The organism is Polaromonas sp. C04 (genome assembly GCF_002002705.1).
In the GTDB taxonomy this organism is placed as follows: domain Bacteria; phylum Pseudomonadota; class Gammaproteobacteria; order Burkholderiales; family Burkholderiaceae_C; genus Rhodoferax_A.
Genome location: NZ_MUNS01000041.1, coordinates 403566 through 424340 on the forward strand (window position 1 = coordinate 403566; position 20775 = coordinate 424340).

Sequence of the window (20775 nt, forward strand, 5' to 3'; positions counted from 1 at the left end):
CCATGCAGATGGCCCTGCAACACGGATGAAACCTTTGTGAAACAGGTTTCCACGTGGGCCGGTGCTGCCGAAGTGCTTGATCCGGGTTCAGGTCAAGAGGACGCTCATGGTCCCGTCGAGTGCTCGCCAGGCCGCCCGGATCGGGTCAATTGCCGAACACCCGTCCCGCTTGCGGGGTCGAGAGACGGTCAATACCCGGCAGACTTCAATTGAGCCACCAACTCCGCGTTATTGCGCACATGGGACCGTTCGAGCATGGACTGCATGTGGTTGCGCACCGTCGCGGGAGCGATGTTGAGCTGCCGCGCGATCTCTTTGTGCGTCAGTCCCTGGGCGATCTGCCTGGCGACCTGGCGTTCGCGCGGCTTCAGGCTGTCGACGGGCAAGCGGCGGCGGCCTCTCAGGAAGAGAAATCCCTTGATCGGTGTGGCCACGACGACCAGCGCCCGGCCTTCGTACCACGACCGCGTGTCCCGTCCGGTCACCGCGTCGTACAGCGGTCCGGGGACCGTAAGGTGCCGTGACGCAGGCCACTCGCTGCACAGCAGAGATTCGAAGTCGTCCTCCGTGAACAGTAGATGGCCGGCACCATCCGCGATCGCCATGCTCCACGCCTTCTCGCCGAAGAGCGCTCTCATCTTTTCGAGGTGAACGGCATGGTTGATGGTCCATGCTTCCATGAGGTGCGGCACCACCGCCTGAATGAAGGTCCGCTGAACTTCCGTGAAGGGACGGTTGGTGTAGGCGCCGTAGAGGGAGACCGATTTGACGAGGCCGGTATCAGGGCTCTTGAAACCCACAATGAGCGCGTGCTCATGGCGAAATCGCCGTGCGTAGGCAAAAATTCCGGATGTCGACCGATCGACCGAGGACAGTGCCGTCAGGTGATAGTTGAAGGCGCGGCCGGGGTGGTCAAGCACCTGTCTAGGCGAAATATCTTGATCACGAATCTCCGCGTAAATTTGAAGTGCTTCCGGGGGATCGTTCAGGACGCACGGATGGTGATAGTCGACTCCTCGCGAATCCTGCACGCTCACGCCCCAGCGCGCCATGTCGAAGTGCACGATGGTCTTGACGTGGTCGAGTGCGAATTCCTGAAAGTCCTGGAGCGGAATTTCTCGGGCGCCGCGATAGATCGCGAGTAGCAGTTCGCCGAACTCATCCATTTGGTACGCCTCCCACCAAACAGTGAAAGAACCTGCGGAGATTGAATGTTTTCTTTCCGCGCCAAACTGTTCTAACGGCGACGACCGGCCAGCGAGACGATGGCTGCCCTTTGGGAAGGCAATAGAGTAGCGATGTGTGTTCAGCCACTCATGATGAACGCCGTCCCGGTGCCCGGAAATCGAGGTTACACGATGTACGTTCTACTGCGATTGACGTTGCGCGGCTAGTTGGTAGTTACGCTAGTCGAGAACGCGCGAGATTTACCCGTGAGGAACTGTGCGGTCGGCGGGCGAAAGCCATGCTGAAAAAATGCCGTCCACCCGGATTGGATGGAAGGCATGGCCCGCCTGTGACGGGATAAGCCAGGAAAGGCGGTGAACGCTTAGTCCAGACCGAGGCTGGCGCCAAGCACGTCGGCTGCCTGCAGATTCAGGCGCTGCTGGTTATTGACCTGCAGTTTGTCCTGCCCGCCGACGTAAGTGATGCCGCTGCGCTCCACGAACAGTCGATAGCTCGTGTTGCCCAGTTGGGTAGGTTCTGCCGCGAAGCGCAACACCTTGGCGTCGCCGCGTGTGGCGATGGTGTAGGTGGTGTTGAGAATGGCGGCACATGTGCCAGGCAGCGTGCGGTTCTGCGGCGTCGTCGATGCGCGAGACGCCATGTCGCCTTCGCATTCATAGAAGCGGGCTTTCTGCGTCGAAGCGTCGAAGCCGACCATGTAGCGCTTGTACGCGGCGCTGCCGTCGGCCTTGACATAGTCACGGGCCGAAATGAGCACCCGGGCATTGTTGCCATTGACGTTGGCGATGGGGACCGCGCCCGTCAGGTCGCCGGCGTTCCAGCCAATGAATTGGGCCAGCGTTGCGTCGCGCCACGTTGCTGTATTCGCGTTCATCGGATCGTCTGCCTGGGGAATGGTGGCGCGGCCATTCGCGGTGCGGTCGTAGTACTCCGGGTTTTCCAGATCTGTGCTGGTCTGGTAGCGCAGCTTGGCGCCGGCGGGGAACACGGTGTTGCCAAGCAGGGACTGGATGGCGGGGAGTTCCGGGTTCGGGCCCCAATTGGAGAACTTGCCCTGATTGTCAGCCAACGGGTAGGCGCGGATCTCCCGCACCACGTCGATGATCTTCAGCCCCGCGATGTCGCGGTCGTAACGCTTGGCCTTGCTCTTCTGGCTCTTGCAGTACAGCGACTCCGACTCGCCCGCCGCGTTGAATGCCGACGACTCGTGAACAAAATTGGTCGGGCAATCGAACCATTCGGTACCGGTCCAGTAGATCTGCGGGCGTATCCAGTTGTTCAGGCCTTCGCCCCATTCGAGCTCGTCGCCATTCACCTTGCGGTTGCGGTATTCCGTGAAGTGGCGCTTGCCGTCAGCGTCAGGGGTGTTTTGCGCGGCGGTCGCGCTGAATGCCCGCAGGTAGTAATTGTTGACATCGGTGAATTCGAACCAGCGCAGGCTCACCGTGTCGGTGGGCGTCTCGGAGGCATTGTCGGGCACGCTGGTCTGACTGTTGGCCGCCACCACCAGGCCGATGTTGTCCTTGGACAACCCAGATTCGGTGGCAACCTGCTGTGCGGCCGCCGCAATGGCCGCTTCCTTTTCCGCCAAGGTGGCGGTGCCGCTGGACAACACCGGTGAATCGAGTACCGCCAGGATCACGCTGGGGAGTATCTGCAGCAATCGGGCGTTGATCGCCGCGTCGATTTGAGCTTTGGTCAATGCTGCCCCATCCGTGCCCTTGGCGTCAGTGGTCGCGGTGCGCTGCGTTTGGGTGGTCACCACGATCAGGCGCGCCACGGTGCCGGCCTGTTTGCCGGTGTCGCTGGCATCCTTGGTGAAATCATCGAAAAGTGAGGCGCTCAGGCCCAATTTGTCCTTGATGGCATCGGCTGCTGCTGTGGAGGTGCCGCCGCTGGCTTCTACATAAGCCTGCACCAGCGTGGTCAGCGGGCTGATCACGGCGGGCTTGTCGGCAGGTGCCTTGAGCGTGAAGGGGACGAGTACGGGCCCGGTATCGAAGTCCTCGGCGTCGGTCCCGACAATAGCGAGGACCGGATATTTGCCGGCGTCCGCGCTATCAATCTGCAGCGTCACTTTGCCGTCGGCGTCCGTCTTGCCCGACGGCTCGCCGCTATCGCAAATACCGTTGAGGTTTTTGTCCAGGCAGACCGTGGCGTTCTCGATCGCGCCGTCGATCACGGTCACGGGCACGCTGGTCTTGGCCGCCGTTGGCGGCGATACGCTTGTGCCGCCACCGCCGCCGCCACACCCTGCTACGGTCAGCATGGCAGCACCTGCAAATGCAAGTGCCAATTTTCCGAGTTTGATCGTCATAAGTTCCTCCAAAAAATTTGAACGAAGCGCTCCGGAGATCCCTTCGGAATTCGCCTGGAACGCATTGGGCCGATAGTTGTGACAAATTGCATCCCATAAACATGGGGCACTGTCGGACTGCCGCGACGTTGATAGCGAATTCCCCCATTTATGGGAGGAGGTGCGGCTGGCGGTTCGCCCAAGCTGCGCTTATGCTCGCGCCGTGTTACAGATTTAAACCAGTTCGGAGCCAGGAAGATGCCGGTGTGGCGTGTATTGATTGTTGAAGACGACTCGCAGATGCGCGAGTTTTTTGCCGCCAGCGTGACGCGCTGCGAGCGGCTGGCGCTGGCCGCCAGCGTGGGCTCGGTGGCCGAGGCGCGCGCCTGGCTGGACGACCCGGCCCATGCGGTCGATGTGCTGTTGACCGACCTGGGCCTGCCCGACGGCAGCGGACTCGACGTGATCCGCCACGCCACGCGCCTGCACCCGGCCTGCGAGCCACTGGTGATCTCGATGTTCGGCGACGAAGACAATGTGCTGGCCAGCATCGAGGCCGGCGCGCTGGGGTACATCCACAAGGACTCGACGCCCGACGACATCGCCCACACCATTCTGGAGATGAAGGACGGCGCTTCGCCGATTTCCCCGATGATCGCGCGCCGGGTCCTGTCCAAGTACCTGAGTTTGCAGTCAAATCAGGCGCTAGCCCAGGAGCAGCGTGCGCGGGAGGCTATTGAAAAGGTAGCATTCGAGGCGCAAGCCACGGCCAACAGCGGCCTGCTTTCCAGGCGCGAGCAGGCGGTGCTGGAGCTGATCGCGCGCGGGTTTTCGTACCTGGAGATCGCGCGCCTGCAGTCGGTCAGCGTGCACACCGTGCAAACCCACATCAAGAACCTGTACAGCAAGCTGGCGGTGCACTCCAAGAGCGAGGCCGTTTTTGAGGCCACCAAGCTCGGCCTGCTGCGCGCGCACGGCTGAGCGGGAGCGCGGCGCGTCAGCCGCTACCATGCGCGCATGATGATTCGCCGTGTTCGTGTTGTTGCGGGGCTGCTGCTTTGGCTGGGGCTGGCCTGCGGCGCGGGCGCCGCGACGCTGGAGTTGCGCGAGGCCAACGCCAGCATTGCCGTGAACGGGGTGACCACGCAGAAGGCCGTCGCGCTGCCCTACAACTGGGATCGTCTGCACCGCGGCCAGCCCGGCACTGCGACCTTCGACGTGGCCTTTGCGCTGGCAGAGCGCCCGAGCGAGCCCTACGAGGTCTATTTTCTGCGCCTGGGCAACGCCTACGAGGTGTGGCTGAACGGAACCATGCTGGAGCGCAACGGCAACCTGCAGGCCTTCAACAGCGACGACTATGGCCAGGTGCCGCGCACCGTGGCCCTGCCGCCGCAACTGCTGAAAGAAGACAACCTGCTGCACATCCGCATCCGGGCCGACACCGGACGCCGCGGCGGCGTCCCCGCCGTGGTGGTGGGGCCCGACCATGAGGTGGATGCGCTGTACAACGCCGAATACCGCTGGCGCGTGACCGGCTCCGAAGTGGTGGTGATTTTGAGCCTGCTGGTGGGCGCCATGGCGCTGGCGCTGTGGTTGACCCAAACCGATCCGACCCAGCCGGGGCGCCTGCGGCGTGATCCCCTGTACCTGTTCGCGGGCCTGGCCGAGCTCAGCTGGGCTCTGCGTGTGGGCGCCGTCCTGATCGAGCAGCCGCCGCTGCCGTGGTCCCTGTGGGGGCCGCTCAGCGCTGTGGCGCTGGGCGGCTGGGTCTGCTTCATGATGGCTTTTTGCTGCATTGCGGCGGGCTGGGCGCAGCATCGCTGGTCGCCCGCGTTCCTGCGCTCGCTCTGGCTGTTGCTGGCCGCTGGCGGCGTGGCGGCCTTCGCCACCTACGCCTGGCATCTGCCGTGGCTGCTGACGCTGTGGTACGGCCTGCTGGCGGCCATCGCGTTGCCGTTTGGCATTTTTTACTGCTGGGCCACCGTGCGGCACCCCACCGCCATGCGCGTGCCGGTGGCGCTGGCGCTGGTGCTGAACGTCGCGATCGGGCTGCGCGACTGGGTGGTGTTTCGTTTCTCCGACGCGTTCGGCGGCAATACGTACACGCGCTACTCCTCGGTGGTGTTCGGCCTGACCCTGGGCTACATCGTGCTCACGCGCTTTCGCGAGGTCAGCGGGCAGGCGCGCGACCTGCTGGCCAATCTGGCCAGCCGGGTCGCGCAAAAGGAGCTGGAACTGGCACAAAGCTACGCGCAGGTCGAACAGCTGGCGCGCCAGCAGGAGCGCACCACCGAGCGCACCCGCATCCTGCGCGACATGCACGACGGCGTGGGCTCGCACATCAGCGCCGCGATCCGCCAGCTGCAATCGGGCAAGGCCAGCCACGACGAGGTGCTGCTGACCCTGCGCGACTCGCTGGACCAGCTCAAGCTGTCCATCGACGCGATGAACCTGCCGCCCGGCGACGTCACGGCCCTGCTGGCGAATCTGCGCTACCGGCTCGAGCCGCGTTTTGCGGCCTCCGACATCGAGCTGCAATGGGATGTGGAACTGCTCGAACCTTTGGCACGGCTCGATGCCGGCGCCATGCGCCAGCTGCAGTTCATGGTGTTCGAGGCGCTGTCCAACGTGCTGCAGCATGCGCACGCGAGCCGGCTGCGCATCGACGCGCGCCAGCTGGGCGCCGGCGTGCAGCTGCGCATCATCGACAACGGCCGTGGTTTCGACGCGGCGGCGCCGCTGCGCAAGGGCCTGCTGTCCCTGCACGAGCGCGCCGCCTCGATCGGCGCGACCCTGGCGCTGGACAGCGAGCCGGGGCACACGGTGGTGGAAATCAGGCTGGCCTGAGCGGGATGGTCCGGGCACGGGATAATCACGCCATGTCCGCGGTATTTGACAAACCTTCCCTGTGGCAACGTGCCACCCCGATGTTCCGGGGCTTCGACGGCCCGCTCGCGTTTGCCGTATTTCTGCTCGCCTGCGCCGGCTTGGTGACGATGTATTCGTCGGGCTACGACAACGGCGCGCGCTTTTACGACCACGGCCGCAACATGCTGATCGCGGGCTCCATCATGTTCGTGGTGGCGCAGATTCCGCCGCAGCGCCTGGCCAGCCTGGCGGTGCCGCTGTACACGCTCGGGGTCGCGCTGCTGATCGCCGTGGCCATTTTCGGTGTCACCAAGAAGGGCGCGCGGCGCTGGCTGAATCTGGGCGTCACGATCCAGCCCAGTGAAATCCTCAAGATTGCCATGCCGCTGATGCTGGCCTGGTGGTTCCAGAAGCGCGAGGGGCAGCTGCGCCCGCTGGATTTTCTGGTGGGCGGCGTGTTGCTGGCCGTGCCCGCCGCGCTGATCATGCGCCAGCCCGACCTGGGTACGGCGCTGCTGGTGCTGACGGCCGGCGTGGCGGTGATTTTCTTTGCCGGCCTGAGCTGGAAACTGATCCTGCCGCCGGTGCTGCTGGGCCTGGTCGCGATCACGCTGGTGGTGGCGTTCGAGCCGCGGCTGTGCGCCGATGGCGTGCGCTGGGCGGTGCTGCACGACTACCAGCAGCAGCGCATCTGCACGCTGCTGGACCCCACGCGCGACCCGCTGGGCAAGGGCTTTCACATCATCCAGGGCATGATCGCCATCGGCTCGGGCGGTGTTTGGGGCAAGGGCTTCATGCAGGGCACGCAGGCGCACCTGGATTTCGTGCCCGAGCGCACCACCGACTTCATTTTTGCGGCCTTTGCGGAAGAATTCGGCCTGCTGGGCAATCTGCTGCTGATTGCGGGTTTCGTCTTCCTGGTGCTGCGCGGGCTGATGATCGCACTGGAAGCGCCCACGCTGTTTTCGCGCCTGCTGGCGGGCTCGATCACCTTCATGTTCTTTGCCTACGCGTTCGTCAACATGGGCATGGTCAGCGGCATCTTGCCGGTGGTTGGCGTGCCCCTGCCCTTCATCAGCTACGGCGGCACCGCCATGGTCACGCTGGGCATGGGCATCGGCATCCTGATGTCCATCTCCAAATCCAAACGGCTGGTGCAGACATGACGCATTCCGCAGACAAGACGCCGGTCGGCATCATCGGCGTGGGCAATATGGGCACGGGCATGGCGGCCAATCTGCTGGCGCAGGGCTGGCCGGTGCATGTGCGCGATCTGGCGCCGGCCAAAGAACATGAGCTTGAGCGTTTTGGGGCTGTAGCCCATGCCAGCCCTGCGCAGCTTGCTATCAATTGCGAAGTCATCATCGTCTGCGTGGTCGATGCCGCGCAGACCCGCGAGGTGCTGTTCGGCGCCGACGGTGCCGCGCCCGCGATGCGCGCCGGGCAGGCGGTGATGCTGTGTCCCACCATCGCGCCGCAGGACGTGGAAGCGTTCGCCAACAAACTGGCCGGGCGCGGCCTGCACACCATCGACGCGCCCATGTCGGGCGGCCCGGTGCGTGCGCGCGACGGCTCCATGAGCCTGATGGTCGCGTGCCCCGATGCCGTATTCGAGCAGCACCTCGCGCTGCTGCAGGCGCTCTCCAACAAGCTGTTTTGCATCGGCCAGCGCCCCGGCGACGGCGCGCGCACGAAGCTGGTCAACAACCTGCTGGCGGGCATCAACCTGGTTGGCGCGGCCGAGGTGCTGGCGCTGGCGGGCCGCATGGGGCTGGACCTGGGCACCACGCTGGACGTGATCGAGCAGTCCAGCGGGCAGAGCTGGATCGGCTCGGACCGCCTGCGCCGCGCCATCGCGGGCGACTTCGCGCCGCGCGCCCACACCACGCTGCTGGCCAAGGATACGCGGCTGGCGCTTGCCGCCGCGCAGGCCACGGGGTTCGAGCCGGCGCTGGGCCGCGTCGCCTGCGACACGTTTGCCCGTGCCATCGATGCGGGCCTGGCGGGTGAAGACGACGCCAGTGTGTTCAAGCTGCTGAAATGAAATACCCCCGATGCGCCTGCGGCGCCTCCTCCAAACCCATCGTCATTCCCGCGCAGGCGGGAATCTACGGCAATTCAGTGACGGCGCGGCGGAGAACTAAAATGGCCTCATGATCTCCCGCGAATCCACCATCGAACGCCTGGCCATCGCCCAGCGCCTGTTGCTCGAACCCTTTGGCCTGACCGAGGCGCACCTGTCGCGCGCGCTGGCGGAAATCACCTCGCACAAGGTGGACGACGCGGACCTGTATTTCCAGTACACGCGCTCCGAGGGCTGGAGCCTGGAAGAGGGCATCGTCAAGACCGGCTCTTTCAGCATCGACCAGGGCGTCGGGGTGCGCGCCGTCAGCGGCGAGAAAACCGCGTTCGCCTACTCCGACGATATTTCCGAGGCGTCGCTGCTCGACGCGGCCCTGACTGTGCGCTCCATTTCGTCCGCGGCCCAATCCGGGCGGGTCAAGGCAGCTAGCAGAAAGATAGCGGGGAGCCGTTCGCTGTACAACGAGCTGGACCCGATTGCCAGCATGGACAGCGCGGCCAAGGTCAAGCTGCTGGAAAAAGCCGAGCAACTGGCACGTGCCAAAGACCCGCGCGTGGCGCAGGTCATGGCCGGCCTGGCGTGCGAGTACGACGTGGTGCTGGTGGCGCGCGCCGATGGCACATTGGCCGCCGATGTGCGTCCGCTGGTGCGCCTGTCCGTCACCGTAATCGCCGAGGCCACGGTGGGTGGCACGGTGCGCCGTGAAATGGGCTCGGGCGGCGGCGGCGGCCGCTTCGGCCTGGCGTATTTCGACGACGAGGTCATCACCCGCTACGTGAACGAGGCCGTGCATGCCGCGCTGACCAATCTCGACTCGCGCCCCGCCCCGGCCGGCGAGATGACGGTGGTCCTGGGCTCGGGCTGGCCGGGCATCCTGCTGCACGAGGCCATCGGCCACGGGCTGGAGGGCGACTTCAACCGCAAGGGCTCGAGCGCGTTTGCCGGGCGCATGGGCCAGCGCGTGGCGGCCAGGGGCGTGACGGTGCTGGACGACGGCACGATTGCCGACCGCCGTGGCTCGCTCAACGTGGACGACGAAGGCAACGCGACGCAGCGCAACGTGCTGATCGAGGACGGTATCCTCAAGGGCTACCTGCAGGACTCGCTGAACGCGCGCCTGATGAAGTCCAAGCCCACCGGCAACGGCCGGCGCGAGAGCTACGCGCACGTGCCGATGCCGCGCATGACCAACACCTACATGCTGGGCGGCGACAAGGACCCGAAGGAAATCGTCGCCAGCATCAAGAAGGGTCTATACGCCACCAACTTCGGCGGCGGCCAGGTCGACATCACGAGCGGCAAGTTCGTGTTCTCGGCCAGCGAAGCCTACTGGGTCGAAAACGGCAAGATCCAGTACCCGGTCAAGGGTGCGACCATTGTCGGCAACGGCCCAGACGCATTGACCCGCGTGACGCTGATCGGCAACGACATGAAGCTCGACCCCGGCGTCGGCACCTGCGGCAAGGAAGGCCAGAGCGTGCCCGTGGGCGTGGGCCAGCCTACCTTGCGCATCGACGGGCTGACGGTGGGTGGAACGGCCTGAGCGGGGTTTTTGAAAAAAGTGCTACATTTCACAACCATGCAAGCACGCAGCGCCTTCTATTTTTACTTTTGGTTCTCAGTCCCCGGCGGACGAGAGGCAATCGCGTAGCAGAGCGCACCTCACATCGAACCGCCGGCGCCTCCAGCCCCGGCGGTTTTTTTATGCCCGAATTGATTTAACAGGAGCGACACAATGAATGCCAAGGCCACAGCCCCCACCAGCGAGAGCTGGTATGCGAGCGTCGAGAAAACCAGCCAGACCGACGACAAACGCATCAAGGACATCACCGTGCTGCCCCCGCCAGAACATTTGATCCGCTTCTTCCCGATCGTCGGCACCGCCGTCGAATCGCTGATCACGCAAACGCGCAAGAACATCCACCACATCATTGCCGGCAAGGACGACCGGCTGCTGGTCATCATCGGTCCGTGCTCGATCCACAACCCGGAGGCCGCGATCGACTACGCGCGCCGCCTGGCCGCGCAGCGCGCCAAGTACGCCGGCACGCTGGAGATCGTGATGCGCGTGTATTTCGAGAAACCGCGCACCACGGTCGGCTGGAAGGGCCTGATCAACGACCCCTACCTCGACGAGAGCTACGCCATCGACGAGGGCCTGCGCATTGCGCGCCAGCTCCTGATCGAGATCAACCGCCAGGGCCTGCCGGCCGGCAGCGAATTCCTCGACGTGATTTCGCCGCAGTACATCGGCGACCTGATCAGCTGGGGCGCGATCGGCGCGCGCACCACCGAGAGCCAGGTGCACCGCGAGCTGGCCTCGGGCCTGTCGGCACCGATCGGCTTCAAGAACGGCACCGACGGCAACATCCGCATTGCCACCGACGCGATCCAGGCGGCGGCGCGCGGGCATCACTTCCTGTCGGTGCACAAGAACGGCCAGGTCGCGATCGTGCAGACCAACGGCAACAAGGACTGCCACGTGATCCTGCGCGGCGGCAAGACGCCCAACTACGACGCTGCCAGCGTCGCCGCGGCCTGCAAGGAGCTGGAGGCGGCGAAGCTGCCCGCCACCCTGATGGTCGATTGCAGTCACGCCAACAGCCACAAGCAGCACGAGCGCCAGATCGAGGTGGCGCGCGACATCGCAGCGCAGGTCGCCGGCGGTTCGCGCAACGTGTTCGGCCTGATGGTGGAGAGCCACCTGGTCGCAGGTGCGCAGAAGTTCACGCCCGGCAAGGACCGGCCGCAGGCGCTCGAATACGGCAAGAGCATCACCGACGCCTGTCTGGGCTGGGACGATTCACTGCGGGTGCTGGAGCTGCTGTCCGACGCGGTCAAGGCGCGCCGCGCACGCAAGGCCTGAGCATAAAACTGTGCCCTAGACCATTCTGGACAATGAAATATGGCTATTGATTTGGTAGCGTCTGCAGCATCGCGAGCAGCCGGGCATGAATGCCGCCAAAGCCGCCGTTGCTCATGCACAGGATGTGGTCGCCGGGCCGCACCGCCGCCTGGATCTGCGCGACCAGTTCGTCGAGGTTGCCGGCCACCTGGGCCTTGCAGCCCGGTCCCACGCCCATAGTCGCCAGCGCCTCGCGCGCGTCCCAGTCGAGTCCGCCGGCGTGGCAGAACGCGAGGTCGGCGTCTTCCAGGCTCCACGGCAGCTGCGCCTTCATGGTGCCGAGTTTCATGGTGTTGCTGCGCGGCTCGAACACGGCGAGGATGCGTGCTTGCGGGCCGACCTGGCGGCGCAGGCCGTCGAGCGTGGTGCGGATCGCCGTCGGGTGATGCGCAAAGTCGTCGTACACCGTGATGCCGCCCACACTGCCGCGCACCTCCATGCGGCGCTTGACGTTCTGGAACTCGCCCAGCGCCTGGGCTGCTGCGGCGGGCGTAACGCCCACGTGCTCGGCCGCGGCGATCGCGGCCAGCGCGTTGAGCTGGTTGTGAACGCCGCCCAGCGCCCATCGCACCTGCGCCACGCGCTCTCCTTTTAGCAGCACGTCAAAGGCGCCGGGCTCGCCCACGGCGGAAAAATCGCTCACTGCCGCGCCAAAGCTGCGCACCTCGCTCCAGCAGCCCTGGTGCAGCACGCGCGCCAGGCTCTCTTCGAGCCCGTTCACCACGATGCGCCCGGTGGATGGCACGGTGCGCACCAGGTGGTGGAACTGGCGCTCGATGGCGGCCAGGTCGTCAAAAATGTCGGCGTGGTCGAACTCGAGGTTGTTCAGGATCGCGGTGCGCGGGCGGTAGTGCACGAACTTGCTGCGCTTGTCGAAGAATGCGGTGTCGTATTCGTCCGCTTCGATCACGAAAAAGGAGCGGCCATGCGGCAGAGGGCTCTGCGCAGGTAAAGGAGGAGCCCGCAAAGCGGGCGGGGGACACGAAGCAGAGCCCTCTGCCGCACGGTCGCCCCCCACGCGCGCCGAGACGCCGAAGTTCAGCGGCACGCCGCCGACCAGAAAGCCCGGCTGCAGGCCGGCGCACTCCAGGATCCAGGCCAGCATCGAGGTGGTGGTGGTCTTGCCGTGCGTGCCGGCCACGGCCAGCACGTGGCGGCCCTGCAGCACATGCTCGGCCAGCCACTGCGGGCCGCTGGTGTAGGGCAGGCCGGCATCCAGAATGGCTTCCATCAGCGGAAACTTCGCTGTGCCGTCGCTAAGATGGGCGCGGCTCACGACGTTGCCGACGACGAACATGTCGGGCTGCAGCGCCAACTGCTCGGCGCCAAAGCCCTCGATCAGGTCAATGCCCAGCGCGCGCAGCTGGTCGCTCATGGGCGGATACACGCCCGCGTCGCAGCCGGTCACCTTGTGGCCCGACTCGCGCGCCAGCGCGGCCAGGCCGCCCATGAAGGTGCCGCAGATCCCCAGAATATGAATGTGCATGCACCGATTTTAGGCGGGATTCAACGTGTTTCAGGCCTCCAGCCCTTGTGCAACATGTACAATCAGCTATTGAAATCGTAGCGCTCAGGTTTTGCTGGCAAAGCGCTCGCGCAGCTTCATCTTCCAGAATTTGCCGGTCGAGGTGCGCGGCACGGCGTCGATGAACTCGTAGCGCTCGGGCAACTGCCATTTGGCAAAGCCGTGCCCCAGCAGGTGCGGGCCGAAGTCGGCGGCCGTCGCGCCCCGGCCGGGTTTCAGCACCACGCAGGCCAGCGGGCGCTCGCCCCATTTTTCGTCCGGCATCGCGATCACGGCGGCCTCGGCCACGGCCGGGTGCGCCATCAGCGCGTTTTCCAGATCGACCGAGCTGATCCATTCGCCGCCGGACTTGATCAGGTCCTTGGTGCGGTCGGTGATTTTCACGAAGCCCATCGCGTCGACCGAGGCCACATCGCCGGTGCGCAGCCAGCCGTCGGCACTGAACTTCTCGGGGTCCACGGCGACCTGGTGGTAGCTTCCGGTGATGAAGGGCCCGCGCACCTGAACCTCGCCCACGCTTTGGCCATCCCAGGGCTGCTCGGTGCCATCGTCGCCCCAGACGCGCAGATCGACCAGCGGCACCGGCACGCCGGCCATGGCGGCGCGGCGGTAGCGCTCGTCCATGCTCGCGTTGCGCAGCTCGGCCTTGGGGTAGGACACGGTGGCGACCGGCGAGGTTTCGGTCATGCCCCAGCCCTGCAAAATCCAGATGCCGTGCTGGTCGAACGCGCGGATCAGCGCCTCGGGCACGGCCGCGCCGCCAACCAGCGAGCGCATGCCTTTGGGCAGCTTCCAGCGGCCGTGGTTCGGCGAGTCCGGGCTTTGCGCGGCGTCGAAAGTCTGGATCAGGCTCATCCAGATGGTGGGCACGCCGAGCGACAGGGTCGGCGGCTCCAGCTGCATCAGATCCAGCAGGTCGTCGGGGTGCAGGTGCGGGCCGGGAAACACGAGCTTGACGCCCATCATCACCGCGCCATACGGCATGCCCCAGCTGTTGGCGTGGAACATCGGCGTGACCGGCAGCACCACGTCGGTACCGCGCAGGCCCCAGAAATCGCCCAGGCTGGCCACCAGCGTGTGCAGCACGGTGGAGCGGTGCGAATACACCACGCCCTTGGGCCGGCCCGTGGTGCCCGAGGTGTAGCACATGGCGACCGGGTCGTTTTCGTCGTGCGGCGGGTACTGGAAGGCATCCGGGTCGGCGCTTGCGAGCAGGGCCTCGTAGTCGGTGAATTCCGCCGGCACGGGAGCGCCGGAGAACGGAAAGACGATGACCTTCTCGAATTTGTACAGGTGCGCGAACCGCCGGTACAGCGGCAGCAGCAAGTCGTCGATCACCAGAAAGCGGTCCTGCGCGTCATTGGCGATCCAGCCCAGCTCGTCGGGCGACAGGCGCAGGTTCAGCGTGTGCATCACGCCGCCGGCCGCGGGAATGCCGAAATAGCATTCCAGGTGCGCGTGGTGGTTCCAGCACAGGGTGGCGACGCGCTCGCCTTTTTGCAGGCCCAGCCCCTGCAAGGCCCCCGACAAGGCCCGCGTACGGCGGTAGTAGTCGCCAAAACTGTGCCGCTTGAGCGATTTGTCGGGCAGGCGCGAGACGATCTCGTTGCTGGCAAACAGGGTGCCTGCGCGCTCCAGCAGGTGATTCAGCGACAACGGCACGGGCATCATCGTGCTTTTCATGGGGGCGGGCATGCGGTGGTCTCCGGACATCGTGGTTTTGGTCTAATCTACTGCGTGCAGGCGGGCAACGCCAGTTAGAGAATGCAAAATCAACTCCATGGATACCCTGAAATCTGAAATTGCCGCGGCCGCCGCCCGTATGGTGGTGGAGGAAGGGCTGGAATACGGCCCGGCCAAGCGACGCGCGCTCAAACAGATGGGGCTGCCGGCCCGCACGCAACTGCCCGGCAACGACGAGATTGAAACGGCGGTGCGCGAGTACATCGATCTGTTTTGTGCCGACACGCAGCCCGCTGAGCTCGCCGCGCTGCGCCGGCTGGCGCTGTCGTGGATGCAGCGCATGGCGCCGTTTCGGCCCTATCTGGGGGGCGCGGTCTGGCATGGCACGGCGACCAAGCTGTCGGACATTTATATCCAGTTGTTTTGCGATGACCCCAAATCAGCGGAGATTGCGCTGATTGACCACAAGGCGGACTACGAGCCGCGCACCGTCAGGGGCTTTCACGGCGAGTCGGTAGAGGCGCTGAGCCTGTCCAGCATCTGCCGCGAGCTGGACACGATCATCGGCGTGCACCTGCTGATCTACGATCTGGACGATCTGCGCGGCGCGCTCAAGCCCGATGCCAGAGGCCGCTCCCCGCGCGGCAATATCGAGGCGGTGCGCCGGCTGCTGCAGGACACGACGCCATGAGCAACGATCACGATCCATCATCGGCTGCGCGTGGCACGCCCAAAATCGGCCCCAAGGGTGGTCGGCGCCGGATTCTTTATGCGGGCGTTGCCACCGCCGCCGCGCTGGGAGGGGCGAGCGTGGCCTGGTGGAAATTCCAGCCGCACGCCACGGCGGCAGACGCCGCGCTATGGGGTTTGACTTTCGACACGCCCAGCGGGGAAAAGCTGACCATGCAAAGTCTGCGCGGCAAACCCCTGCTGGTCAATTTCTGGGCCACCTGGTGCGCGCCATGCGTTGAGGAGATGCCTTTATTGGACCGCTTTTACCGTGAAAACTCAGGCAAAAGTTGGCAAGTTCTTGGATTGGCAATTGACCAGGTGGAGCCGGTCAATCGCTTCCTGAAAAAAGCACCGGTCAGTTATCCCGTGGGCATGGCCGGACTGCAGGGAACGGATCTGGGGCGCTCGCTGGGCAATTCGGTCGGCGGTTTGCCCTTCACCGTGGTGTTCGGTGCGGCAGGCACTGTGTTGCATCGTAAAATAGGCCAGCTTACCGCTGCGGATTTGCAGCAGTGGGCGGCGCTGGGATAAGCCGGCACAGGATGTGCCGCGGGGCATTCTCCAGAGAGCCCTGGAGATTGCTAGCACAATTGGCTAGCGAGAAAATAGAAGAAATTAAAGGCAAAAGCGCGCATTAAGCGGAATTTGGAGTAAATTCTCGCTTTTCTTATTGTCCGCAGTCGTTGGAGATTTCATGGATCTACGCAAACTCAAGACCTTGATCGACCTTGTGTCCGACTCAAATGTGTCCGAACTCGAAATCACCGAAGCAGAAGGCAAGGTTCGAATTGTCAAAGGCGGCGTCGTGCTGCAACCCGCCGCCGCACCCGTGATGGTGGCCGCGCCCGCCATCGCACCGCAGGGCCTGGCGCCAGCCACGCCGGCCGCGGCGCCTGCCGCTGAAGTGCCGCCGGGGCACGTCGTCAAGTCGCCCATGGTGGGCACGTTTTACCTGTCGTCGAGTCCGGGGGCCAAGCCTTTCGTCGAGGTCGGCAGCGCGGTCAAGGAAGGCGACACGATCTGCATCATCGAAGCCATGAAGATCCTCAACGAGATCGAGGCCGACAAGTCGGGCACCATCACCCAGATCCTGGGGCAGAACGGCCAGGCCGTTGAATATGGGCAGCCCCTCTTCGTGATTGAGTGAAGTTAAAAGTAAGCGGCCACTCATGTTTAAAAAAATCCTGGTTGCCAACCGTGGCGAGATCGCCCTGAGAATCCAGCGCGCCTGCAGCGAGATGGGTGTCAAGGCGGTGATGGTTTATTCGGAGGCCGACCGCGAGGCCAAGTACGTCAAGCTCGCGGAAGAAGCGGTCTGCATCGGGCCGGCCTCGGCGTCGCTGAGCTACCTGAATATGCCGGCGCTGATTTCGGCCGCCGAGGTGACCGATGCCGAGGCCATTCATCCGGGTTACGGGTTTTTGGCCGAAAACGCCGATTTCGCCGAGCGGGTTGAAAAAAGCGGCTTTCAGTTCATCGGCCCGACCCCCGAGTCGATCCGCCTGATGGGCGACAAGGTGTCGGCCAAGCAGGCCATGATCAAGGCGGGCGTGCCGTGCGTGCCGGGCTCCGAGGGCGAACTGCCGGACGACCCGGTGCAGATCCGGCGCACGGCCAAGACGGTGGGCTACCCCGTCATCATCAAGGCCGCCGGCGGCGGCGGCGGGCGCGGCATGCGCGTGGTGCATACCGAGGCGGCGCTCATCAATGCGGTGCAGATGACCAAGGCCGAGGCCGGCGCGGCCTTCGGCAATCCGGCCGTGTACATGGAGAAATACCTGCAGAACCCGCGCCACATCGAGATCCAGATCCTGGCCGACAAGTACAAGAATGCGGTCTATCTGGGCGAGCGCGACTGCTCGATGCAGCGGCGCCATCAGAAGGTGATTGAAGAGGCCCCGGCGCCGGGCATCCCGCGCAGGCTGATCGAGCGGCTGGGCGAGCGCTGCGTGGCGGCTTGCAAAAAGATCGGCTACCGCGGCGCCGGCACCTTCGAATTTTTGTACGAGAACGGCGAGTTCTACTTCATCGAGATGAACACGCGCGTGCAGGTCGAGCATCCGGTGACCGAATTCATCACGGGCGTGGACATCGTCAAGACCCAGATCATGGTCGCAGCCGGTGAAAAACTGCCCTTCACGCAGCGCCAGATCGAGATCCGCGGTCACGCGATCGAATGCCGCATCAACGCCGAGGACCCGTTCACATTCACGCCCTCGCCGGGGCGCATCACCACCTGGCACACGCCGGGTGGGCCGGGCGTGCGGGTGGACTCGCACATCTATACCAACTACTTCATACCGCCGAACTACGACTCGATGATCGCCAAGATCATCGTGCATGGCGACACGCGCGAACAGGCGCTGGCGCGCATGCGCACCGCGCTCAACGAGACGGTCATCGAGGGCATCCAGAGCAACATCCCGCTGCACCGCGAGTTGATGGTGGATGCGAATTTCGTGGCGGGCGGCACGAATATTCACTACCTCGAAGAATGGCTGGCGCAGCACAAGCGCTGAGCGAACAGCCCCCATGGCGTAGCACGCATGTTTGAACTGAGCCTGATGTGCCCGCAGGACCGGGTCGAGACCTTCAGCGAGGCGCTGGAGGCGCTCGATGCGCTGAGCGTGTCCGTGGAAGACTTTGATGCCCAGACCGACGCGGAGCAGGCCCTGTTTGGCGAACCCGGCATGCCGCCTCCGAAGGACGGCTGGCAGCGCTCGCGCGTGCTGGCCTTGTTCGCTACAGAATCACTAGCAAAAGAGGCAGCATCCTTGCTGGCTGCGCAGGATTTCTTTGATGAATGCCGATTGCTCGGCATCAGTCTGGTGCCCGATCAGGACTGGGTGCGCCTGACGCAATCACAATTTGCGCCGGTCGAGGTCACGCCCGAGTTCTGGATCGTTCCAACCTGGCATGAGCCGCCGGCGCAGGCCCGCACCATCATCCGGCTGGATCCGGGGCTGGCCTTTGGCACGGGCACGCATCCCACCACGCGCATGTGCCTGCGCTGGATTGCGCAGCATGGCCGTGCTGACGGGCAACACGCCGCGGGCAATCCGTTGGGCCGGGTGCTCGACTACGGCTGCGGCTCCGGCATCCTGGCCATTGGCGCGGCGAAATATGGCGCCGTGGACATCGATGCGGTCGACATCGATAGCGCCGCGGTCGAGTCCACGCGACTCAATGCGCAGGCCAATGCCGTGCGCCTGCACACCGGCCTGCCCGATCAGGCGACGGGCCGCTACCAGACGGTGCTGGCGAATATCCTGGCCACGCCGCTCAAGGTGCTGGCGCCGCTGCTGTGCGCGCATGTCGAGCCCGGTGGCTCGCTCGTCATGGCGGGGATTCTGGAGCGCCAGGCCGATGAGCTCAAGGCGGCTTATGCGCCGTATGCGCGGTTGGTGGTGGCCGACAGCGAAGACGGCTGGATCCTGATGACCGCCACGCTGTGAATCGTGGTGTGGCGCTAGGGCCGCGCGGCGACCCTACAATCCGTTACCCATGAGCCTGATCACACGCTGCCCTGCCTGCGGAACGATGTTCAAAGTCGTGCCCGACCAACTCAGGATTTCCGACGGCTGGGTGCGCTGTGGCCAGTGCGCCGAGGTCTTCGAGGCGCCCGAGCACCTGCTACCGGAACCCCTGGTCGCGGCGCCGGCCCCGTCTGTGGCCTCGGTGCCCCATAGCAGCAATGCGACGGGGGCGGCACCGGCGGCGCCCGTCGCCGGGCCCGAAGGGGCAGCCACCGCCGAAATCATCGAGCAGGACGCTGACGACGAGTTCTGGGCGCTGCCGCCAGGCGTAGATCTGCCGCCGCCTGAAATACAGCCGGACATGGAACCAGGTGCATCTGCCGAACCTGGCCCTGCGGATGAGGTCGTGCCGCCCGCGTCCCAGGAGGAACCTCTGGACGTGCTGCCGGGCGAGCCGGAGCCTGCGCCCGTGAGCGGGTTTCTGACAGAGCCGAGTGCGACGTCTTCGCTCGAGCCGGGCCCGGCCCCCGACCCGGCCCTGCAGGAGGTGTCGTTTGTGCGGGAAGCCCAGCGCAAGGCGCTGTGGCAACGCCCGCAGATTCGCCGCGTGCTGATGGCGGCGTGCGCCGCGCTACTGGTGTTGCTGGGTCTGCAGGGGGTTGTGTACGAGCGCGACAGGATTGCCGCCTTCGAGCCGCGCACCCGGGGCCTGTTGCAGGGGCTGTGCGTCCCGCTGCGCTGCACGGTGGCGCCGCTGCGGCAGATCGAATCCATTGTGGTCGACAGCTCATCCTTCAAAAAGGTCCGCGACAATGTTTACCAGCTCAGCCTCACGATCAAAAATACCGCGCCCGTCGCACTGGCGATGCCCAGTGTCGAGCTGGCGCTGACCGACACGCAGGACCAGCCGGTGCTGCGCCGGGTTCTGTTGCCCACCGATCTGGGCGCCGCGGCCGTGCTGGCGGCGGGCGGCGAATGGTCCGGCTCGCTTCCTGTCGGCGTGGCGGACAACACCATCGCGGCCCGTATTGCGGGTTACCGCGTGCTGGCCTTTTATCCCTGACATCTTTTCATCCAAAACTTATGGCAGCAATCATTTGTGGCTCCCTGGCCTTTGACACCATCATGACCTTCGAGGGCCGGTTCGCCGAGCAGATCCTGCCGGATCAGCTGCACATCCTCAACGTCTCGTTCCTGGTGCCCGCGCTGCGCCGTGATTTTGGCGGCTGCGCCGGCAACATCGCCTACGGCCTGAAACTGCTCGGCGGCAACCCGCTGCCGATGGCCACCGTCGGCAGTGACGGCCTGGATTACATCGCGCGCTTGAGGGCGCAGGGCATCAGCACCGAGTTCGTGCGCGAGGTCAGCGATACCTACACCGCACAGTGCTTCATCACGACCGATCTGGCCAACAACCAGATCACCGCTTTCCATCCCGGCGCCATGCAGCAGGCGCACCTCACGAAGATTGCGCCGCGCAGCGACGTGCGGCTGGGCATCATCTCGCCCGACGGCCGCGACGCGATGCTGCAGCATGCCGAGCAGTTCAAGGCGGCTGGTATTCCCTTTGTGTTCGATCCGGGCCAGGGACTGCCGATGTTCGATGGCAAGGAGCTGGCGCACTTCGTCGAGTTGGCCACCTGGGTCGCGGTGAACGACTACGAAGGCAAGATGCTCAGCGATCGCACGGGCTGGAGCAGCGCCGAGCTCTCACGCCGCGTGCAAGGTCTGATCGTGACGCTGGGCGCCGAGGGCAGCGAAGTGTGGGTTGATGGCGAGAAAACCGGGGTGCCCCCAGCCAAGGCGAGCGCGGTAGTGGACCCGACGGGCTGTGGCGACGCCTACCGCGGCGCGCTGCTGTATGGGCTGGAACAGGGCTGGAGCCTGGCACGCTGCGCCGCGCTGGGGAATCGCATCGGCGCGCTCAAGATTGCCCAGCGCGGGCCGCAGAACTACACGCTGGATTTGAAAGAAATCGGGCTGTAGCCCATACGAAAAAATGAAAAAGCCCGATGTCTT

17 protein-coding genes are annotated in these 20775 nt (G+C 64.9%); 13 read left to right on the forward strand and 4 right to left on the reverse strand.

Annotated features, from left to right (window positions below; translation table 11 throughout):
• Positions 1–188 precede the first annotated feature (188 nt).
• A complete protein-coding gene (locus tag B0E49_RS18310; protein WP_077564008.1) occupies positions 189–1166 on the reverse strand; it encodes a helix-turn-helix transcriptional regulator in 978 nt (325 codons plus the stop codon).
• A gap of 383 nt (positions 1167–1549) precedes the next feature.
• A complete protein-coding gene (locus tag B0E49_RS18315) occupies positions 1550–3457 on the reverse strand; it encodes a hypothetical protein (RefSeq protein WP_144264620.1) in 1908 nt (635 codons plus the stop codon).
• Between the two features lie 285 nt (positions 3458–3742).
• Here B0E49_RS18315 and B0E49_RS18320 point away from each other — a divergent pair, with 285 nt between their 5' ends.
• From B0E49_RS18320 to B0E49_RS18345, 6 genes are all read left to right on the forward strand, one after another.
• Positions 3743–4465: a response regulator transcription factor gene (locus B0E49_RS18320; RefSeq protein ID WP_077564010.1), complete on the forward strand. Its 723-nt coding sequence runs from the start codon at positions 3743–3745 to the stop codon at positions 4463–4465.
• Between the two features lie 36 nt (positions 4466–4501).
• Entirely contained in the window at positions 4502–6331 is a 1830-nt protein-coding gene (locus B0E49_RS18325) for a histidine kinase (RefSeq protein WP_286138106.1), read from the forward strand.
• Positions 6332–6363: 32 nt separating this feature from the next.
• On the forward strand, positions 6364–7518 hold the full coding sequence (rodA, locus tag B0E49_RS18330) for a rod shape-determining protein RodA (protein ID WP_077564011.1): 1155 nt from the start codon (positions 6364–6366) through the stop codon (positions 7516–7518).
• Positions 7515–8396 (forward strand): NAD(P)-dependent oxidoreductase, encoded by an 882-nt coding sequence (locus tag B0E49_RS18335; protein WP_077564012.1) that lies wholly within the window; start codon positions 7515–7517, stop codon positions 8394–8396. The genes rodA and B0E49_RS18335 overlap by 4 nt, the downstream gene beginning before the upstream one ends.
• 109 nt (positions 8397–8505) lie before the next feature.
• Positions 8506–9978 carry a metalloprotease TldD gene (gene tldD, locus B0E49_RS18340; protein ID WP_077564013.1) on the forward strand — a complete coding sequence of 491 codons (1473 nt, stop codon included), beginning with the start codon at positions 8506–8508 and terminating at the stop codon, positions 9976–9978.
• A gap of 192 nt (positions 9979–10170) precedes the next feature.
• Positions 10171–11301, forward strand: a complete 1131-nt coding sequence (locus B0E49_RS18345) for a 3-deoxy-7-phosphoheptulonate synthase (RefSeq protein WP_077564014.1) — start codon at positions 10171–10173, stop codon at positions 11299–11301.
• A gap of 43 nt (positions 11302–11344) precedes the next feature.
• Here the strand turns inward: B0E49_RS18345 and mpl are convergent, their stop codons facing one another.
• Together mpl and B0E49_RS18355 are read right to left on the reverse strand one after the other, a co-directional pair.
• Positions 11345–12826 (reverse strand): UDP-N-acetylmuramate:L-alanyl-gamma-D-glutamyl-meso-diaminopimelate ligase, encoded by a 1482-nt coding sequence (gene mpl / locus B0E49_RS18350; RefSeq protein ID WP_077564015.1) that lies wholly within the window; start codon positions 12824–12826, stop codon positions 11345–11347.
• 84 nt (positions 12827–12910) lie between these two features.
• Positions 12911–14560, reverse strand: a complete 1650-nt coding sequence (locus B0E49_RS18355) for a long-chain fatty acid--CoA ligase (protein WP_286138108.1) — start codon at positions 14558–14560, stop codon at positions 12911–12913.
• Between the two features lie 85 nt (positions 14561–14645).
• Here B0E49_RS18355 and B0E49_RS18360 point away from each other — a divergent pair, with 85 nt between their 5' ends.
• The 7 genes from B0E49_RS18360 to B0E49_RS18390 all read left to right on the forward strand — a co-directional run bounded on the left by B0E49_RS18360 (position 14646) and on the right by B0E49_RS18390 (position 20742).
• Positions 14646–15239 carry a hypothetical protein gene (locus B0E49_RS18360; RefSeq protein WP_077564017.1) on the forward strand — a complete coding sequence of 198 codons (594 nt, stop codon included), beginning with the start codon at positions 14646–14648 and terminating at the stop codon, positions 15237–15239.
• The gene (locus B0E49_RS18365; RefSeq protein ID WP_077564018.1) at positions 15236–15811 is read left to right on the forward strand and encodes a redoxin family protein; all 576 of its coding nucleotides are present in this window, start codon (positions 15236–15238) and stop codon (positions 15809–15811) included. The genes B0E49_RS18360 and B0E49_RS18365 overlap by 4 nt, the downstream gene beginning before the upstream one ends.
• 163 nt (positions 15812–15974) lie before the next feature.
• Positions 15975–16427 (forward strand): acetyl-CoA carboxylase biotin carboxyl carrier protein, encoded by a 453-nt coding sequence (gene accB, locus B0E49_RS18370; protein ID WP_077564019.1) that lies wholly within the window; start codon positions 15975–15977, stop codon positions 16425–16427.
• A 22-nt stretch (positions 16428–16449) separates the two neighbouring features.
• Positions 16450–17799, forward strand: a complete 1350-nt coding sequence (gene accC, locus B0E49_RS18375; RefSeq protein ID WP_077564020.1) for an acetyl-CoA carboxylase biotin carboxylase subunit — start codon at positions 16450–16452, stop codon at positions 17797–17799.
• Positions 17800–17826: 27 nt separating this feature from the next.
• The gene (gene prmA, locus B0E49_RS18380; RefSeq protein ID WP_077564021.1) at positions 17827–18735 is read left to right on the forward strand and encodes a 50S ribosomal protein L11 methyltransferase; all 909 of its coding nucleotides are present in this window, start codon (positions 17827–17829) and stop codon (positions 18733–18735) included.
• A 49-nt stretch (positions 18736–18784) separates the two neighbouring features.
• A complete protein-coding gene (locus tag B0E49_RS20575; RefSeq protein ID WP_077564022.1) occupies positions 18785–19819 on the forward strand; it encodes a DUF3426 domain-containing protein in 1035 nt (344 codons plus the stop codon).
• A 20-nt stretch (positions 19820–19839) separates the two neighbouring features.
• Positions 19840–20742, forward strand: a complete 903-nt coding sequence (locus B0E49_RS18390; RefSeq protein WP_077564023.1) for a carbohydrate kinase family protein — start codon at positions 19840–19842, stop codon at positions 20740–20742.
• Positions 20743–20775 lie beyond the last annotated feature (33 nt).

What these genes read in the sequence shown, in the direction of transcription:
- B0E49_RS18310 (WP_077564008.1), bottom strand. Translation starts at nt 1,166, where the DNA reads ATGGATGAGTTCGGCGAACTGCTACTCGCGATCTATCGCGGCGCCCGA.
- B0E49_RS18315 (WP_144264620.1), bottom strand. Translation starts at nt 3,457, where the DNA reads ATGCTGACCGTAGCAGGGTGTGGCGGCGGCGGTGGCGGCACAAGCGTA.
- B0E49_RS18320 (WP_077564010.1), top strand. Translation starts at nt 3,743, where the DNA reads ATGCCGGTGTGGCGTGTATTGATTGTTGAAGACGACTCGCAGATGCGC.
- B0E49_RS18325 (WP_286138106.1), top strand. Translation starts at nt 4,502, where the DNA reads ATGATGATTCGCCGTGTTCGTGTTGTTGCGGGGCTGCTGCTTTGGCTG.
- rodA (WP_077564011.1), top strand. Translation starts at nt 6,364, where the DNA reads ATGTCCGCGGTATTTGACAAACCTTCCCTGTGGCAACGTGCCACCCCG.
- B0E49_RS18335 (WP_077564012.1), top strand. Translation starts at nt 7,515, where the DNA reads ATGACGCATTCCGCAGACAAGACGCCGGTCGGCATCATCGGCGTGGGC.
- tldD (WP_077564013.1), top strand. Translation starts at nt 8,506, where the DNA reads ATGATCTCCCGCGAATCCACCATCGAACGCCTGGCCATCGCCCAGCGC.
- B0E49_RS18345 (WP_077564014.1), top strand. Translation starts at nt 10,171, where the DNA reads ATGAATGCCAAGGCCACAGCCCCCACCAGCGAGAGCTGGTATGCGAGC.
- mpl (WP_077564015.1), bottom strand. Translation starts at nt 12,826, where the DNA reads ATGCACATTCATATTCTGGGGATCTGCGGCACCTTCATGGGCGGCCTG.
- B0E49_RS18355 (WP_286138108.1), bottom strand. Translation starts at nt 14,560, where the DNA reads ATGCCCGCCCCCATGAAAAGCACGATGATGCCCGTGCCGTTGTCGCTG.
- B0E49_RS18360 (WP_077564017.1), top strand. Translation starts at nt 14,646, where the DNA reads ATGGATACCCTGAAATCTGAAATTGCCGCGGCCGCCGCCCGTATGGTG.
- B0E49_RS18365 (WP_077564018.1), top strand. Translation starts at nt 15,236, where the DNA reads ATGAGCAACGATCACGATCCATCATCGGCTGCGCGTGGCACGCCCAAA.
- accB (WP_077564019.1), top strand. Translation starts at nt 15,975, where the DNA reads ATGGATCTACGCAAACTCAAGACCTTGATCGACCTTGTGTCCGACTCA.
- accC (WP_077564020.1), top strand. Translation starts at nt 16,450, where the DNA reads ATGTTTAAAAAAATCCTGGTTGCCAACCGTGGCGAGATCGCCCTGAGA.
- prmA (WP_077564021.1), top strand. Translation starts at nt 17,827, where the DNA reads ATGTTTGAACTGAGCCTGATGTGCCCGCAGGACCGGGTCGAGACCTTC.
- B0E49_RS20575 (WP_077564022.1), top strand. Translation starts at nt 18,785, where the DNA reads ATGAGCCTGATCACACGCTGCCCTGCCTGCGGAACGATGTTCAAAGTC.
- B0E49_RS18390 (WP_077564023.1), top strand. Translation starts at nt 19,840, where the DNA reads ATGGCAGCAATCATTTGTGGCTCCCTGGCCTTTGACACCATCATGACC.